This window comes from Rhizobium sp. F40D2 (assembly GCF_051810745.2).
GTDB lineage: Bacteria > Pseudomonadota > Alphaproteobacteria > Rhizobiales > Rhizobiaceae > Rhizobium.
The window spans coordinates 230,461-245,223 of record NZ_JBPWQX020000002.1 but is presented as its reverse complement, the minus strand read 5'-3'; the positions used below and the strand labels follow the sequence as shown (position 1 = coordinate 245,223).

Sequence of the window (14,763 nt, the reverse complement as noted above, 5' to 3'; positions counted from 1 at the left end):
TCTTCGTGGCGACCATAGGGGCCGCCTTCGTGCTGGGACTTGGAACTTCAAGCAAAAGCATTCCCACGCTTCAAGGCAGGTGTTGCTCATGCTGTGCTCTGGTAGCGGCGCTCGCAATGACGTGGATCAAAGAACGCAGCCCCGCGCCCCCCGATCGTAGGCTCTTGCTCAGTGAAACTTCTGTGCCCTTCGCGAGCGGGTGTCAGCCGCTTCTGAAGCTCTTGGAGGTGAGCGCCCGGATCCGCCAGCGCTTGCTCGCCGCCGGCCGCCCGCATCTGGTCCTTGACCACGGCAAGCTCCTCCTCAAGCAGGAGGTCTTGATTGACGGCGGTGAGCTCCTTGAGGCGTTCGTCGAGCAGTGTCAGTTCCGTCGACGCGCTGCGAGCTTCATTTCTTCCCGACTCAAGTTTGGCCCGATCGGGAACACCAGTCAGTCCAAATGCCGTCCACTGCATTGCCAGCTGTTGCGCCGCAGCAAGAGCGTTCCTCTGCGCCAGTTCCGCGGCAGCGAGTTCGCCCTCGCGCGTGCCGAGTTGCTCTTGAAGCGAAGAGGAATCGGCGCGCGCGGTTGCGGATAGACCGTCCAACTCATCCATTTTGTCGCGCGCCTGCTGGAGCTCATTTCGGCGCGTAGCAAGGAGCGTACCGAGCTCGTCGAGGGCAGATGTCGTGAGGCCGCGCGCCGCGATTCTTTCCCCGCAATCTCGCTCCTCTGCTTGAAAGCTGGCAAGCCGAGTTTCGGCGGCGGCGATACGGCTTGCAAGCCGTTCGATTTCGCCCGAAGCAGTCGAACGCTGTTGTTCGGCGGCAAGCGCTACGGGTTGTTGTTCAGCAAGACCTACCTGCGCAGACCGAAGCTCAAATTGCGCCGCACTATGACGCGCCGAAGCAAGAGCGGCAAGATCGTCTGCCTCGCCGGCGTTCAGCGCCTGACGCAGCGTATCGCCCAGGGCCACGGCACGTTGACGAGCTTGTTGAGCCTCCGGCTCTAGCTTCCCTGGTTGGGCAAGAATGGGCGCGAGGTCCGCGATACGGCCCGAGAGGGCAGCGGCTTCGCTGCTTAGACTTTCGACCCGTTCGGCGATCGAAGCGACGCGGGCATTACCAGACCGTGCCGCCTCATTTGCAAGCAATCTAAGCTGGCCGGGAGGAAAATGAGACTGGCAGACCGGACAAGTGTCATCGTCTTCGTGTATGTGGCTTGCAACCGAGGCGACTGCGGCGGCGATGGCGCTTGCATGACGTTCAGCCTCGGCGAGATCCCGCCGGAGGGCCTGAAGTGCCGCCATGAGCGTGTCACGCTGCTGGACCGAAGTATCATACTCGCTTCTCACTTCGGCAGCGGCTGCCACTGCCGCAGAGAGGACAACATCCTTGGCAGCGGCATCGGCGGCAAGTTCGACGAGGCGCGTTGACGTGTCGAGATCAGTGCGTGCCTTGGTGGCGATCGCCAAGAGCCGCGCGGCTTCGGCGGCCGCGGTCGCATGTGCCGCCACTATTGCATCGGCTTCGCCGAGCTGCCGGCGCTGCTCCACCAACGCAGCATTTTGCACGTCGAGTTCGGAACGTGCTGTAGTTATCTGAAGCAGGAGCCCGTCACGTCGAGCGAGATCGGCACGATTCGCTTCGAGCCGGGCAATATCAGCGTCAATAATGGCGACGATCCCCGCCTGAGCCGTTGCGGCTTCGCTCGCTGTAGCCAACCTCTGCTGGGCGTCAATGTTCGAGGTACGCGCCGCAGCCAGTTGCTGACGGGCCCGCACAAGGCTTGGGTGATCGTCTGGTGTGAATGCAGCTTGGGCTTCGTAGCGCCCGATAAGGTCTTCAGCGCTCGCCAGCTTTGTGAGACGATCCTGAGCCTGTGCTTGGCTGCTTTCGAGGAGTCCGGCGAGCCTTGCAAGCAGTTGGCTGCCACTTTCACCTAAGGAACTGACGGGACCGAGCGCGGCTATGCGGTGAATCTCGGCTTCCAGCGCCGCCGCTCGGCTGCGGACTTCCTCTTCGCTAAGGCCGCCGGAAGCGCGAACCGCCAGCCGCAGGCGATCGAGCCGGGCCTGCCAGCCCTGCCAGTCCGCAATATCCTTTTCGATCGCGGCAATCGCTGCCTGCTCGGATTTGATCCGGTTACCAAAGGCAAGCGTAGTCGGTCTACCGCGCAAGCGCGTCCGGATCAGTTCGAGGCGGTCGACGCCGCTCGGCCCCTTCAGTGCGGCCCATTGATCGTCGGCCTCGCGGCTAGTGAAGCGTTGCCGCTCTGCCTGACCCAGAAAGTGCGTCATGGCTAGGTGTGTGCCTAAATCTGTAATCTGTCCTCGACCGGGTTTGGAAAGCAGCGAGGAAACCAAAGTTGCCGATGGTATCTCTTTGGCACTACGCCGCACTGGTTCGTCTTCGGAGAATTGGAGCGTGACCGAATGGCTGTCGCGTTCTGCGCCATTGCGGGTAAGGTAATCGGCATCAGGAATGACAATCTTGCCCGACCGCGACACATAGGGCGTGAAGCGACGAATAATGCCGGTCAGCGCCCATTCGATGCCATCAAAGAAGCTGCTTTTGCCGAGCCCATTTGTGCCAGTCAGCAACAGCAGTCCAGGGGTAGCCGGCAACGCAACCCTAAAGTCGCCGAACGTACGGAAATTCTGGATCTCGATACTGGAGAGGTACACATCGCTCATGAATTGACCCTCTGCTCCCATGCACGCACCAGTGCTTCAACAATGTCCTCACCTGACCGCTCATCATCTCCTTCAAGAGCAATCGCATCGAATTCTTCCGCCGTGCTGCGCGGTAAGCCCGCAGGCGTCGGCTCATCGAGGTCGAGAGACTGATCTATGATGACTTCGTCATCCTCGTGCCATGGGCGCGCGAGGAAGCTCCGGCGGACGAAATCGCCAAAACTATCACCGTCCCGCTCTGCATCGCGCGGCCTCAGCCAGGCGAGCTTTCGGGCCACGCGATCATCACGCTCGAGAAAAAGTCCGAGCGACCTCCATTTGCGTTCCCACTCGGAACCGCGTGGCCCGAGGAGAAACAGCTGCAGGTCGAGGCTCTCGTTGGCGCTGAGGAAGGAACGCGCGACGACACATTGATTGCGATAGCGCCGCAATGTCTCTCGCACAGCTGGCAGCGTCGGCGTTTCGGGAAGCATGCCGAAGATAACAGTATAGCGTCCTATCTTCAGGGCCTTGACGTAGGAAGGCAGCTCACTGGGATCAAGTCTTGCCGCGGCGCTGGTGCCGCCGTTGAAATTTTGACCAGCGAGTTGCGGCCGGTCGCTGACTGAAAGCTCCCGTTCGCTTGCATTCTTCACAACCCGCTGCACGAATTCCGCTAAAGCGCCTGAAATGGTCGGTTCGCTCATACGGTCTCCTCCTTGCGTTCGATCGCTCTCAGCAAGAGCTCGGAATGCTGGTGCTCTACTTGCTCAAGAAGCGTCGTCAAGGCTGTGACACCCTCGGTGAGGGCCTGGATCAATTCCTGGCTGAGCCACATCATCATAGGACCGGACCCGGCGGTTTCGGCAAGCGACGGCTGCCCTGCTCCGATCGTGGCAAAGGGCTCCTCCGCTTTCCGAGCCAGATCCAGTCGGCCTTCAAGCGCGAGCAGGACGAAATTTGTATGCCAGTCATGGGTACTCGCACACATCCCGGGACGCTTGCCCAGAATGCGATCGGGCGCACAACCATGACCAGTTCGCTCATTTCCGGCAATCTCGCGAAGCAGATTGCCGGGGCGAATGCTTCGCGGTGCTGTCTGGCCCCAAACCGACGCGATGGCAAGGGACAACGCGGTGCCGCCGATTATGGAAGAAAGCTTACGCGGCCCCACGAGCACCTGCACGGCATCGCCGTCCTCGTCGGTGGCGCTCACCATAAGCCGAAGGAAACGGCTGAGTAGTGCCGGTTCATCGGTGAAGGCTTCCTGCCAGGTCTTCCACGTCTGCCGCATCAGGGCTCTTAAGTCCGGCGCGATCTCCAACCCAACATAGCCTGCCGGATCGTCCTGGTTCAGGAGATAACCGTTAAGATGATTGTCGATCCTTGCGAGAACCCAACTATCCAGCTCGCGATGGACAATTGCAGCAAGCCGCGCTGAACCGGTAGACTGCCTGACTTGCCACCCGCCGCCCGGGTTTCCGCGAATAAGCTTCGGCATGGCCATGCCGCTCGCATGTGGTGATCTCGACGTCAGCAATTCCCACGGTTTCGCCCAGTCCAGAGGCTCGGCGTGAACCACGACATTGGACGCATGTACAGCGACCCGCAGCATCGCGCCTCCGATCGGCCCCATCTCTGAAGGCGCCTGCCTAAGAGTTACGTTGAACGAAGTGCCATCACTCCACGCCTCCCCGATCCGGTCAGCCCCGCGATCGCTGGACCATTGGACATCAGTGCCATCGATACTGAGATGAACCATCATCGGCATAGAGGCTGCCGCTAGGGCGGTCAGTCGCCTTGAGCCCGTTAGATGAGCTTCTCGCGCCTTTTCTCGGAAGAAGTCCTGAGCGTCGTTCGACAGCACCGGCACTAGCGTCGCAGCGCCCAGTCGAGCAAGCCACTCTTCATGTCGCTGCTCATAGTCGCCGAGCAAGTCGGTGAAAGGCTCGCGAACACTCTTCCTGTCTGTTCCTCTGCGGATGATCACTTCGTCCGCGGTGATCAGTTCTCCGTCGCAATCGAGCTGAAAGGTCGGATCATCCTGCGCAGGCGTATAACCGGCGACCCTTGATACGGTGTCGCACGCGATGTGTCGGAAAGCATGTCCAGCAGTTGTCTGGCAGGCCCTGATTGTAGCGAAGGTGGCCAATCGGTTGAGAACGGCAGAGCCGAGTGTGAAAACGGCCTTGTCTCTGGTCTGCAGCGTCATCTGGACGCCGGGACGGAGCTTACGGGCAATCTCGGCAACAAGACCGTTCGCCTCAATAAGCGGGTCGATCCGATCGGTATAGGATTGAAAGAGATTGAACTCATTGCCATTGGCCTGCGCCACGCGGGCTTCGCTTTCGATGGCGAGTATTTCGCGTTCGAGATCCTTGCGGTTGGGATAGGTCGCGATGGTGCGAATCAGCGCCGCGTGGTTGAAACTGGCAAAAGCAGCTGCCACGAAGTCGATAAGTCCGCCATCGCCACTACCGCTGACGAAATAGTGGGGATTGGCGCGACCTCGGATCTCAGCGCCCGGAATGCCGGCATTGTCCCAGTAGCTCTTGTCCCCGATGCCGCGGACGGTCTCAGTTGCTTCCAGCCCGAACCCGAATGCCAGAATGATGATCTGGAATGCGTCCGTCCGTTCCACGCCAGCACCGAGATCGAGAGCAGTGAGCTGATAGCCACCTCCGTCGAGCTCCTTAATGGCTGTAACTTTGTGGCGCTTGCGCTGTGATAAATTTCTGGTTCGTCCAGCAATTTCCTCGAATTGCCGCACCACGTCCTCCCGCACGTCCTTCGACGGGCCGGCATCCCAGCCGAGCAGTGGAAGGTCAGCGATTGGATCGTCAGAGTTGCCACGCGGCCAATTATAGATATGAGGATCAAGCTTCCTCTGGTCTGTCCCCATCTGCAGCTTCAGCAGATCGTCGGCGGACTCGAAAAGAACCACCTCGCCATCGCAGGCAAGAGCGGCCGAGGCGGCGGCAGTAATCCCCGCAGCACCTCCGCCAACGATAGCAATTCGCGGACCGTCCCGCAGCATATCCTGCTCGGCCAAGGCGTGTATTAACGCCATAGCGCGCACTTGTTGCGAATAGAAAGTGATCCGTTGGTCAAAGCACCCGAGTACGTAGGCACCTCTACGCCCCTGGATTGAAGCGCCTTCGATTACGCTGAGCGGACCCAAAGGAATGTTAACCAACGGTCACCACTCTCGAATATATGCAACAATGTCTGATCGGACGCTCATTTAGCCTGATATCCCCCATGCAAATAGAAAAGACACCTTATCGGCCAGAATGTTGATTCCTCCACCAACACTCGCCATAAAGTTTCATGCAATGATAGGAGCTATCGGGTGCGGGGATCTTCCGCAAGTGTCCTGAAAACAAAAGTAACGGGAGCTTTCCCTAGGTCGTAAAACTGACACGAATCCCAGATGCGATCCCTATGACGGCTCACTTACTCCTGTTTGGTGGGAAAGGCAGGATCGTCGACGATCCGCCAGCTTGCCTTTCGGATGTGCTGTCACGAAGTTTCAGGCTGATCAACTCGCCGGTCTTGGAAAACCAGCCAGGTGGCAGAGCTGCAAGGTTTTCGATATCGCCTGCCTTCATGGTGAACTCTACGCTCAGCAAGTCTGATTTGCTGCGCACAGCCGAATCCACGATCAGTTGGAGGCCATTGGCGAGAATGGTAGGCTCCGAGATCGGCCAGTTTCTATCCAGAGGCTCTTCCCGATTCCATCCTTTCGCTGAGTAGAGCTTATAAAGCGACGTCGCATGGTCCGCTGGAACGAGGTCGAGATCGGAAAGACGCCGAATCTGCCCTTTGACCGAAACGCGCCAGCGTTCTTTCAAGGTCAACAGCGACGCAAGGGAGGCATTTTTTACCTCATAGGAATACGTCGTAGCGGGCATCAGGAATGCGCTTGCAAATCGAAAAGCCTGCCGTTCGATCTCCTTGAGATCCTTCTTCAGTTCGTCCTCGGTAACACCACGATGCAGTATCGCATGTCCAAGCTCGTGCGCAGCGTCCATCTGCCGACGCGGGAATGACATTTTATCAGTCGACAACAAGATGTGTGGCCGGCTGCTGCCGTAAGCCCAGCTGCAGAGACCATCCAGCTTGGACGTCCCCATTTCGATGGAGCCGACAATGCATCCGATACGCTCAAGCAGCGGCATCATATCAATGCACGGGCCATCGCCGACACCCCAGTGGGCGCGCAGATCAGACGCGATCTGTTCGATATCCTCGTCGCGGAGCTGCTTGTAGGACGCACCTTGCAATACATCCGGGATATCGACGTCCGGAAAATCCACATAATGCTCCACGATGCTGCTGATTTCCTGCAGCCAGTGCATTTGGGATTCCTGGTAGTTCAAATCTTTGACCAAGGTCGACGCCAAGGTGCGATAAAACAGAGGCCGGTCGCTTCTGGCGACCGGTCTTAGAAAATACTCTCTGCGAACGTGGAGGTGAGCGGCCAATTCGGCTAACGCATCGGCATCAGGGGCGCTGGTCCCGTCCTCCCACCGGGTGACCGTGCTGGGATTGACACTTATCAGGCTGGCCAATGCCTTCTTGCTGAGAATTCTTCGCGCTGCTCTCGCCTCAATCAATCTTTCTGGGATGAACCCTGGAGTTCCTACACGCATGCATTTCCTTCCCCGGCTTCAAAAGCACGGGTCACTTCGTATTTCTCTCGTCGTTATCACCCTCACCAGGCTGCTCTGGCGGTATGAACGGCTTGATCGTCTTCTTCAGGCTGATGATTGGCGCCTTCGCGCCAGCGCCAGACGAAGGCAAAGGCGCAATTACCGCCTCATCGGCATAACCTTCAAGGTATTTGTCGAGCGGCTCATAGAAAAGATACTGCTCGTAACCTGCATCGATCACACCGATCGCGAATTCACTGATCTTCCCTGCCCGTTCGCGGTCCCGGGCGACAAGAAACAGCATAAAAATGTCCCCGATCTTCGGTCCCGCCCCATCGAGATCCAACCGCGGGGAGAGATAATAATTGAGCGTTACCCCAGCCTTGCGCGACATATTCCTGACCGGAAGTGCCTTGGGTTCGGGCATAGCCGCAAGCCCGAATATGATGCCCTGTCCATTGTGCTCAAACCGCATAAACGGCTGGAAGATCTTTAGGTCCGTGAGGGGGATGATACCGTTGGCCAATAGCGCGCCACCGTGAAGTTCGCAGCTCTCCCGGAAAGCTTTTTCCATCATGCGGAAGCGAGCCTGCCCTTCCAGCTCTCGGCTTGCTTTGGTATCCAAGCCAGCATGATCGCGGACCATAGTGAACGCTTTGAGGGCGGAGGCGCGCAGCCGGTCTTCCAGATCCAGGAAGAGATTCTTGAACAAGGCCGGCGGGAACCGCCTTTTGATAAATTGCTCCACTGTCCGCTCCGAATCGAATTGCTTAATACAGGATTTATATATGGAAAAATTGCGTAATCAGCAAGCTATCGAGTCGCGTTAAGCGTCGAAATAACACGTAGGGCACAGATTCCTCATGCACGGATATCCACAGGAGCGGCGTCGCCTCGAGCCAAACGAGATAAAGAGAGTTTGAAGGCTCCAATGAAGACATACCGCATCGATAGCGCGAAGACTCTGCTGCGCAGGCAATTGGGCCACAGTTGAAGCCAAAATTCGCGAGGGCCGTTCATTTATCCCCAAGGCTTGATATCGGCGTCATCAAATTATATATTCCGACCTATCGGAAGAATTAATAGGAGCCCACCATGCCCGCAGTCGCAGAAATGCTGAAGGCGAGCGAGGCTGCCGTCGTCTCGCGCGTGAGCCTTCGCGACGTCAATCGTGTCATCGATGAGCACATTCTGCCAGAAGCGTTCGTCTCGCTGGACAACGGTCGTCATGTCCTGGCCGCGGCCTGTTCGCTGATTGCCTTCTATTTCGAGAGCGCCCGCCGTCTCACCGCGGAGGAGCGACTGTTTGCTATCCGGATCGCAGAGGACCGACTGGCAAGAGCTCGCACCCTCCCCTGGCCCGCACTGTTGCGAGAGGACTGGACCGTGCACCACGAGTTTCTGACGATCGATCTTATGCCCTTTATGAGAGGTGCGAGCGAACGGCTGGACGACCTCGCCGCAGCGCGAGACGCCGTCACGTCCTCGCCCGATATCCTTGGCGGGACGCCTGTCATCCGCGGCACCCGCGTTCCGGTTTATGATGTTGCCGCATCCGTAGCCGCGGGCCATTCGACGGAGCGCATCCTTGAAACGTGGCCTAGTCTTGACGAAGAGAAGATCAGGCTCGCGTCAATCTATGTGGAAGCAAATCCCTTGCGTGGCCGGCCGCGCGGCGCCGGCGAGCTTCCCGAAGGCTCGGTCATCATCGCAGACCGCCGCGTGCCCCGTCGCAGGAAAGCGGGATGAAGTTTCTGATCGATGAGTGCCTCAGCCCTGAACTGGCTAAGATGGCTCTGGAAAAAGGTTATGGTGAAACCAGCCACGTCGTCTGGATGAAACTGGGTGGTCTGAAAGACTGGGAGCTTAAACCGATCATTCTTGAGGGCGACTGGACCTTCGTCACCAAGAACTCGGTCGATTTCCGCGGGCCGAAAGATAAGCCCGGAACAAAGGGGCAATATGCCGACGTCGCTATCCATGCCGGGCTGATCTGTCTCAACGGACCGCCTGGCATGGACCTCGACATGCAGATCGAACTATTCGAGCAGGCACTGGTTGAACTCGATAACGACGAAGATCTCGTCAATCGAGTTCTGGAAATTTCCCTCGAAGACGAGGAAGAGTTGCGCGTGCTCAGGTACGCCCTGCCGAAAGAGTAATCATAGCATCCGCGAGGGAAATATGGCTGAGGCAGCCAAGCCGCCAAAACTCCTGTACAAGTATCGTGCGTTCAGTCCTCGCCTTCTCGACATGCTGGTCGCCGATGAGCTTTACTATTCAGATCCCCGCGACTTCAACGACCCCCTCGATTGTCGCCCAAGCCTCGATGTCGATCTATCCAATGATGAGTTGGAACTGGTTCTCAGCCGTCTGCGGGAACGGCGTGTTCTTGCCGAGATGCAGGCCGCCGCAAAATCACTGAAATATCGTGGCCCGAAAACCATCGACCACATAGCACGGCATAGTCAGAAGGAAGCCAGCCAACTTCTTCAAGAGATCCGCTATCATGCGACGGATCCAAGCTACGAAGGAGACGACCCGCTCCGCTGGCTTCTTCGCCAGTATCTCGAGGAGGAACTCCTGCGGCGTTATGATCGGGGAATCGTCTCCTTCGGCTCGCGTGCAACGTGCCCCCTTATGTGGAGCCATTATGGCGATCAGCACAACGGGATTTGCGCCGCCTATTCTATTCCACCAGACGCAAAACCAAATCTGCATAAGATCAGCTACGGCGGCAGTCGAAAGGTTCTGGCCAGTGAGGTCGCCGTAATGGATAGCGACAGTGAAGCTCGTCGCCGGGTCGATAATGCTGTTCTCCTTCGCAAAGCCGCAAGCTGGGGCTATGAACGCGAATGGCGCCTGATCGGGAAACGCGGCGCTCAGGATTCTCCGCTTGAACTCGAAGAGGTCATCTTCGGAATACGCTGCAAATCGACAGTCAAATTTACCATCGTCCAAGCGCTCACAAACAGACGCCGGCCCGTGCGATTTTTTGAGATGCGGGAGGTCTCTGGCACATTCCGTCTTAAGAAATACGTCCTCGACGCCGCTGAGCTCGCGGCCTCGCTCCCCCGACGATCGCGCTTGGTTTATGAAATGTTCGAGAATTTAGAATGATCAGCTGCGACTGCGAATTGTGGCTCCCCGCCGTCACAAACGGAAGGGCAACGATGGATGGAGATTCGTAACAGCGGCAATTGCAGCCACATCCGCCTTCCAAAGCGTCAATCCCTTGTGGCGAACACGTTCTGAGTCCCGAGCACCTTCCCGCCCGAGTCCATATAACCATCGTAGGCGCGTCGAACCTCGTCATCCAAGAATGCACCAAAAATGCTTCCAATCTCCAGCGACGTGAAATGAAAGAGCTGCGTCTTGCTCTGCGTGTCCGAAGCGATCAGCAAGCCGTCCGGCAGATAGGCGCTTCCGGAAAGAACGCCGATGACACGAGCATGCAAGATTTTGTCGGAGATAACTTTCGGCTTGCGTCTTTCGAGACGTCGCGCCGTCATATCATAGTTATTGAAGATCTCGCTCGCTGTTCGGCTCACGAATGGCTCGCGCCATTCAACGTCTTTCTTAACGCCAATCTCATAGACCTCCAGAGGCGTGTCGCGGAAGCGATCCGTCACCAGACGGCATTCGATCAGCCGCCGCATGCAGACGGCGGCGATTCCAATCGCCCGTTCCAGCATGTGATAAGGATTGTGCTCGGTACGCGCCTCCCCAAGAACCTCCTCAAGGTGTAGCAGTATTCGACGGCGCTGCTCTGCAAGTTCGTTCTTCCACGTATAGGATTGCCAATCGGCGGAACCTACGCTTCCCATTTTACGAGCGTCCTCGATACGGGCTTGTATGCCTTCCTCCGTCATCATTGCTTTAGACGATCCCCCACGCCCTATATCTTCCCCTGCCCGTCATCTCGCGCAAACCGAGCTCGCTAACGATCCGCAGCGCCGACTGCGGCTTCATCTTCAATACCTCGGCCACGATGCCCGCGGAGACAAGCGGCCGAGCGATGACCAGGTCGATCAGCTCCGGCAGTCTTGAGGATGTCCGCCGACCGACCAACTTCCGTTCCATCATCTGCCGCGCAAGAGCCAGCCGATCGTGTTCTTTCAGGCCGGTGTCGGCCGCGGCAATCAGCCCCTGGGCAATCGCAAGGAGGCGCACATCGCGATCGCGATGCCTGCGCCGGTCGACGGGAACAGATTTCAGGCCGAGATTGACGGCCGCAAGATGGGTGCCGGTGGTGACGCCAGCCTGCCGCAGGATCGACGCGGCCAGCAACCGGCCGAGCCACGGCGCGTGCTGCAGCACCGAAATTTCATTCCAGGCGTCGATGGAGACGATTGCCTGTAGGACCGCCGGTAGGTCTTGGACCTGCCGCAGCACACCGCGCCATTCGTCAAGCCGCGCGTCTTCGTCCCAATCAAGATCGTAGATCATCGGATCTTTTTCTTGCGCGCCGCCACCGCCGGGCCGTGTTGCATTCTCGATGGCGGCCTCCGATCTGGCCAGTACCGCATCGATGGCGGTATAGTCGACACCCGGGAGGCTTTCGCCACAGTCATCGGCGTCTTTCCCCTCCCCTCCCGGAAGGATCGCGACCACACGATTGGCGGCGACCGTCTCCGCTTCTTCGGTGGTGACAAACGTCATGTCCGAGGCTTGCCTGAGCCTGCGAACACCGTCAGACGAAAGTGCCCAGCCTGCCGGCTGGGCGGCGACGCGCCGGCGGGTTCTTAGAACGTCGCTGGCGATGGTCAGTTCGTGGGTTGGGGCGCGAATATCCTTCGTGGCGTCGTGGAGAACCAGATCTTCGAGATGCACGAGTTCACCGTCGATCCACAGCGAGGCGCAGGCGTCGGCAAAATGCGTCCGCTGAATCCAGCCCTCGCCGATGGGCGAACGGGCAATGCGCTCATCAAGACGGGTCAATGCCGAACCCGCGTCCGAAATGGGTCGCAGTAGGCTCTGGATAGGCAATCCGGCGAGATCATAAGACATTGAAATCATGGTAAATGATTTGCTAAATGAACTCTATCTTTATTTTATGGTTCGTTACAGGGTGATATCTCTGGGACGAGATCTCACTTCCGATAAGTAATGCTTATCGGAAGCGAGAGGTAAAATTAAGTTATACTACAAAATCCGAACCAAACTTTTTAACATTTGCTGCATGCTGACTTTGAATACATTCATAGGCGCCAGACGATCGGTTGCGTTTTCCTTGCCAATCTCTCAACAGCGTTGATAACCCGGTTCTGCCACTGCCGGAGAACCTCCGCTGATATCCTAAAACTGCGGGTGGACGCTGCTGCATCTTTCGCCTATCGATGTTCCCATGAAGTCGTCGCTCGATCACATCCCGCTTCGCAAACAACGCGAGATTGGCCGCGTTTTGGAGATCCTGCACGAGGAATTCGAAGACGCACTGAAGGATGGCACGGCGGAATTCAAGAAGCGCGGGCGCATCCTGAAGATCATCCTGTTTGGCTCCTACGCCAAGGGTGGCTGGGTGGATGAACCCTTCACGATGAAGGGTTATCGGTCGGACTTCGATCTTCTGATCATCGTCAACAACCGCAAGCTCTGCGAGTTCGCCGAATACTGGCACAAGGCAGCCGACCGGCTGATCCACGACAAGTCGATCGAAACTCCGGTGAGCTTCATCGTCCATTCCAGGCGGGAGGTGAACACCTACCTCAAGGAAGGGCAATACTTCTTCTCCGATATCCGCAAGGAAGGCATTGTTCTCTACGAACTCGATGATGAGCCGCTTGCGGAACCCAAGCCACTCTCACCGGCCGATCGACTGCGGGTGGCAAAGGAGCATTTCGAGGATCGGTTTTCACTGGCGCAGACATTTCTGAAGGGATCCAGGTTCTATGTTGGCGAGAAAGAACTTCGCGTGGGTGCCTTCGAACTCCACCAATCAATCGAGCAAGCCTATTCCTGCGTCCTCCTTACGCTTACCAATTATGGTCCGCCGTCCCATAACATCAAATTCCTCCGCTCTCTCGCCGAGGAACAGAACCGGCGTCTGGCCGAAGCATTTCCTCGCGATCAGCACCGTGAGCGCGCCTGGTTCAACACCCTAAACGAGGCCTATGTGAAGGCGCGGTATTCCAAGCATTTCGAGATTAGCGAGGAAGCCCTTGGCTGGCTTGCAGAGCAAACCGCCTTGTTGCTTGAGCTGATTAAGACGGTGTGCTCAGAGCATCTGGCGATGCTTGAGCGAAATGGCAGGTAGCGGCGTCGCGCGATGGTCCGTCCATGAGCTGTTTGATCTATCGATCCAGTCACCGATCGAGCGACGGCTTTATGACCAATTTCAGGCCATTCCATGTTGCGTCGATCAGGGCTGAAGGCGGCTGTGCCACATCCGTCATCGGGCCGCAGAGCCGGCAGAAGGAACCTCTATCTCGATTAGCAACCCATCATCCGACCAAGTTTTCTCAACACGCCCCTTCAGCTGTTTTTCGACCATCGCGCCGACGATCACCGTGCCAAAACCTCGTTTGGTTGACCGCGGCGCCGTGCCAGCGCCCGCCTCCTCCCACCGAAGCCTGAAGCCGGCGTCCGACGGTCCGCGCATCCAGCTGATGGAAAGCCTACCTTGAGGCACGGCAAGCGCACCATGACGGGCTGCATTGACGGCGAGCTCATGAAGAACGAGCGCAACCGGCTGAACAACCGTCGCCGGCAGCCTGATATCCGGTCCGCTTAAAGCGGCACGGGTCGCTGCAAACGGCGTCACCTGTAGCCGAACGATCTCCTCGACGGAAATGTTCGCCCAACCTCGTTCAGCAAGCAGATTATGTGCACGCGCAAGCGCCTGCACGCGATGCTGGATGGCGGCGGCATAAAGGGCCGGGTCGTCGGAGTTGCTGAGGCGAACGATGCTGTCAACGATCGCAAGGACATTTTTCGACCGGTGGTCGACCTCCATGAGCAGGCGATGCTCGGAAGCCTCCAGCGCCTCGACCCGCCGATACTCCGTCATGTCGATTTGCGATCCAAAAAATATAGGATCCTTCCTTCATCCCCATGGATGGGGCTCAAGTGCAGGTGGTTCCAGAATGGCTCTCCACTTTTCTTATAATTGAGGATCTCGACGCTGAGGTCACGCTCCTCGGCGATGCCGGCGCGAATTTCGGCAACAGCAATCGGTGAGGTCGCAGGCCCTTGCAGAAATCGGCAATTGCGACCCACCACCTCGTCGGCGGCATACCCTGTCAGATCGAGGAATGATTTGTTTGCCAGAACGATGGGCAGATCGGGGTTGCGTGCGTCGGTGACGACCATGGGCATCCTCGTGCGTTCGAACGCGACCGCCGCTAATTCTTTCCGATCGGCCAAGGCTGCCTTTGACGATGCCGAAGGCAGGTCTCCGTGCAGTTTCTTTGTCGAGTGGGTCGTCATGCGTCTACGCTTTATAAGTCATTGGC

11 protein-coding genes and 1 pseudogene are annotated in these 14,763 nt (G+C 57.8%); 4 read left to right on the top strand and 8 right to left on the bottom strand.

From position 1 onward, the window contains the following. Nucleotides 1–86: 86 nt before the first annotated feature. The 5 genes from ACS4RS_RS25850 to ACS4RS_RS25830 form a co-directional block, all read right to left on the bottom strand. On the bottom strand, nt 87–2,675 hold the full coding sequence (locus tag ACS4RS_RS25850; protein WP_449314083.1) for an AAA family ATPase: 2,589 nt from the start codon (nt 2,673–2,675) through the stop codon (nt 87–89). Continuing rightward, nucleotides 2,672–3,361: an ABC-three component system middle component 1 gene (locus tag ACS4RS_RS25845; RefSeq protein WP_439012897.1), complete on the bottom strand. Its 690-nt coding sequence runs from the start codon at nt 3,359–3,361 to the stop codon at nt 2,672–2,674. Before ACS4RS_RS25845 ends, ACS4RS_RS25850 begins: the two co-directional genes overlap by 4 nt. Next, nucleotides 3,358–5,706 (bottom strand): ABC-three component system protein, encoded by a 2,349-nt coding sequence (locus tag ACS4RS_RS25840; protein WP_439012896.1) that lies wholly within the window; start codon nt 5,704–5,706, stop codon nt 3,358–3,360. Before ACS4RS_RS25840 ends, ACS4RS_RS25845 begins: the two co-directional genes overlap by 4 nt. Nucleotides 5,707–6,106: 400 nt before the next feature. Further along, nucleotides 6,107–7,309: an ImmA/IrrE family metallo-endopeptidase gene (locus ACS4RS_RS25835; protein ID WP_439012895.1), complete on the bottom strand. Its 1,203-nt coding sequence runs from the start codon at nt 7,307–7,309 to the stop codon at nt 6,107–6,109. Nucleotides 7,310–7,340: 31 nt separating this feature from the next. Next, entirely contained in the window at nt 7,341–8,057 is a 717-nt protein-coding gene (locus tag ACS4RS_RS25830; RefSeq protein WP_439012894.1) for a hypothetical protein, read from the bottom strand. Nucleotides 8,058–8,404: 347 nt separating this feature from the next. Between ACS4RS_RS25830 and ACS4RS_RS25825 the strand changes: the two genes are divergently transcribed. The 3 genes from ACS4RS_RS25825 to ACS4RS_RS25815 are packed head-to-tail and all read left to right on the top strand — an operon-like array spanning nt 8,405 to nt 10,429. Next, nucleotides 8,405–9,058 (top strand): DUF433 domain-containing protein, encoded by a 654-nt coding sequence (locus ACS4RS_RS25825; RefSeq protein ID WP_439012893.1) that lies wholly within the window; start codon nt 8,405–8,407, stop codon nt 9,056–9,058. Beyond that, nucleotides 9,055–9,471 carry a DUF5615 family PIN-like protein gene (locus ACS4RS_RS25820; protein ID WP_439012892.1) on the top strand — a complete coding sequence of 139 codons (417 nt, stop codon included), beginning with the start codon at nt 9,055–9,057 and terminating at the stop codon, nt 9,469–9,471. Before ACS4RS_RS25825 ends, ACS4RS_RS25820 begins: the two co-directional genes overlap by 4 nt. A 22-nt stretch (nt 9,472–9,493) precedes the next feature. After that, nucleotides 9,494–10,429, top strand: coding sequence for a DUF2971 domain-containing protein (locus ACS4RS_RS25815; protein WP_439012891.1), 936 nt, complete (start codon nt 9,494–9,496; stop codon nt 10,427–10,429). Nucleotides 10,430–10,536: 107 nt separating this feature from the next. Here the strand turns inward: ACS4RS_RS25815 and ACS4RS_RS25810 are convergent, their stop codons facing one another. Both ACS4RS_RS25810 and ACS4RS_RS25805 read right to left on the bottom strand, forming a co-directional pair. Then, nucleotides 10,537–11,184: a hypothetical protein gene (locus tag ACS4RS_RS25810; RefSeq protein ID WP_439012890.1), complete on the bottom strand. Its 648-nt coding sequence runs from the start codon at nt 11,182–11,184 to the stop codon at nt 10,537–10,539. Nucleotides 11,185–11,188: 4 nt separating this feature from the next. Continuing rightward, the gene (locus tag ACS4RS_RS25805; RefSeq protein ID WP_439012889.1) at nt 11,189–12,328 is read right to left on the bottom strand and encodes an RHE_PE00001 family protein; all 1,140 of its coding nucleotides are present in this window, start codon (nt 12,326–12,328) and stop codon (nt 11,189–11,191) included. Nucleotides 12,329–12,656: 328 nt separating this feature from the next. Between ACS4RS_RS25805 and ACS4RS_RS25800 the strand changes: the two genes are divergently transcribed. Beyond that, a complete protein-coding gene (locus ACS4RS_RS25800; RefSeq protein WP_439012888.1) occupies nt 12,657–13,565 on the top strand; it encodes a nucleotidyltransferase and HEPN domain-containing protein in 909 nt (302 codons plus the stop codon). A 135-nt stretch (nt 13,566–13,700) separates the two neighbouring features. Here ACS4RS_RS25800 and lov read toward each other — a convergent pair. After that, nucleotides 13,701–14,737: pseudogene (lov, locus tag ACS4RS_RS25795) on the bottom strand (blue-light-activated histidine kinase). Between the last annotated feature and the right edge of the window lie 26 nt (nt 14,738–14,763).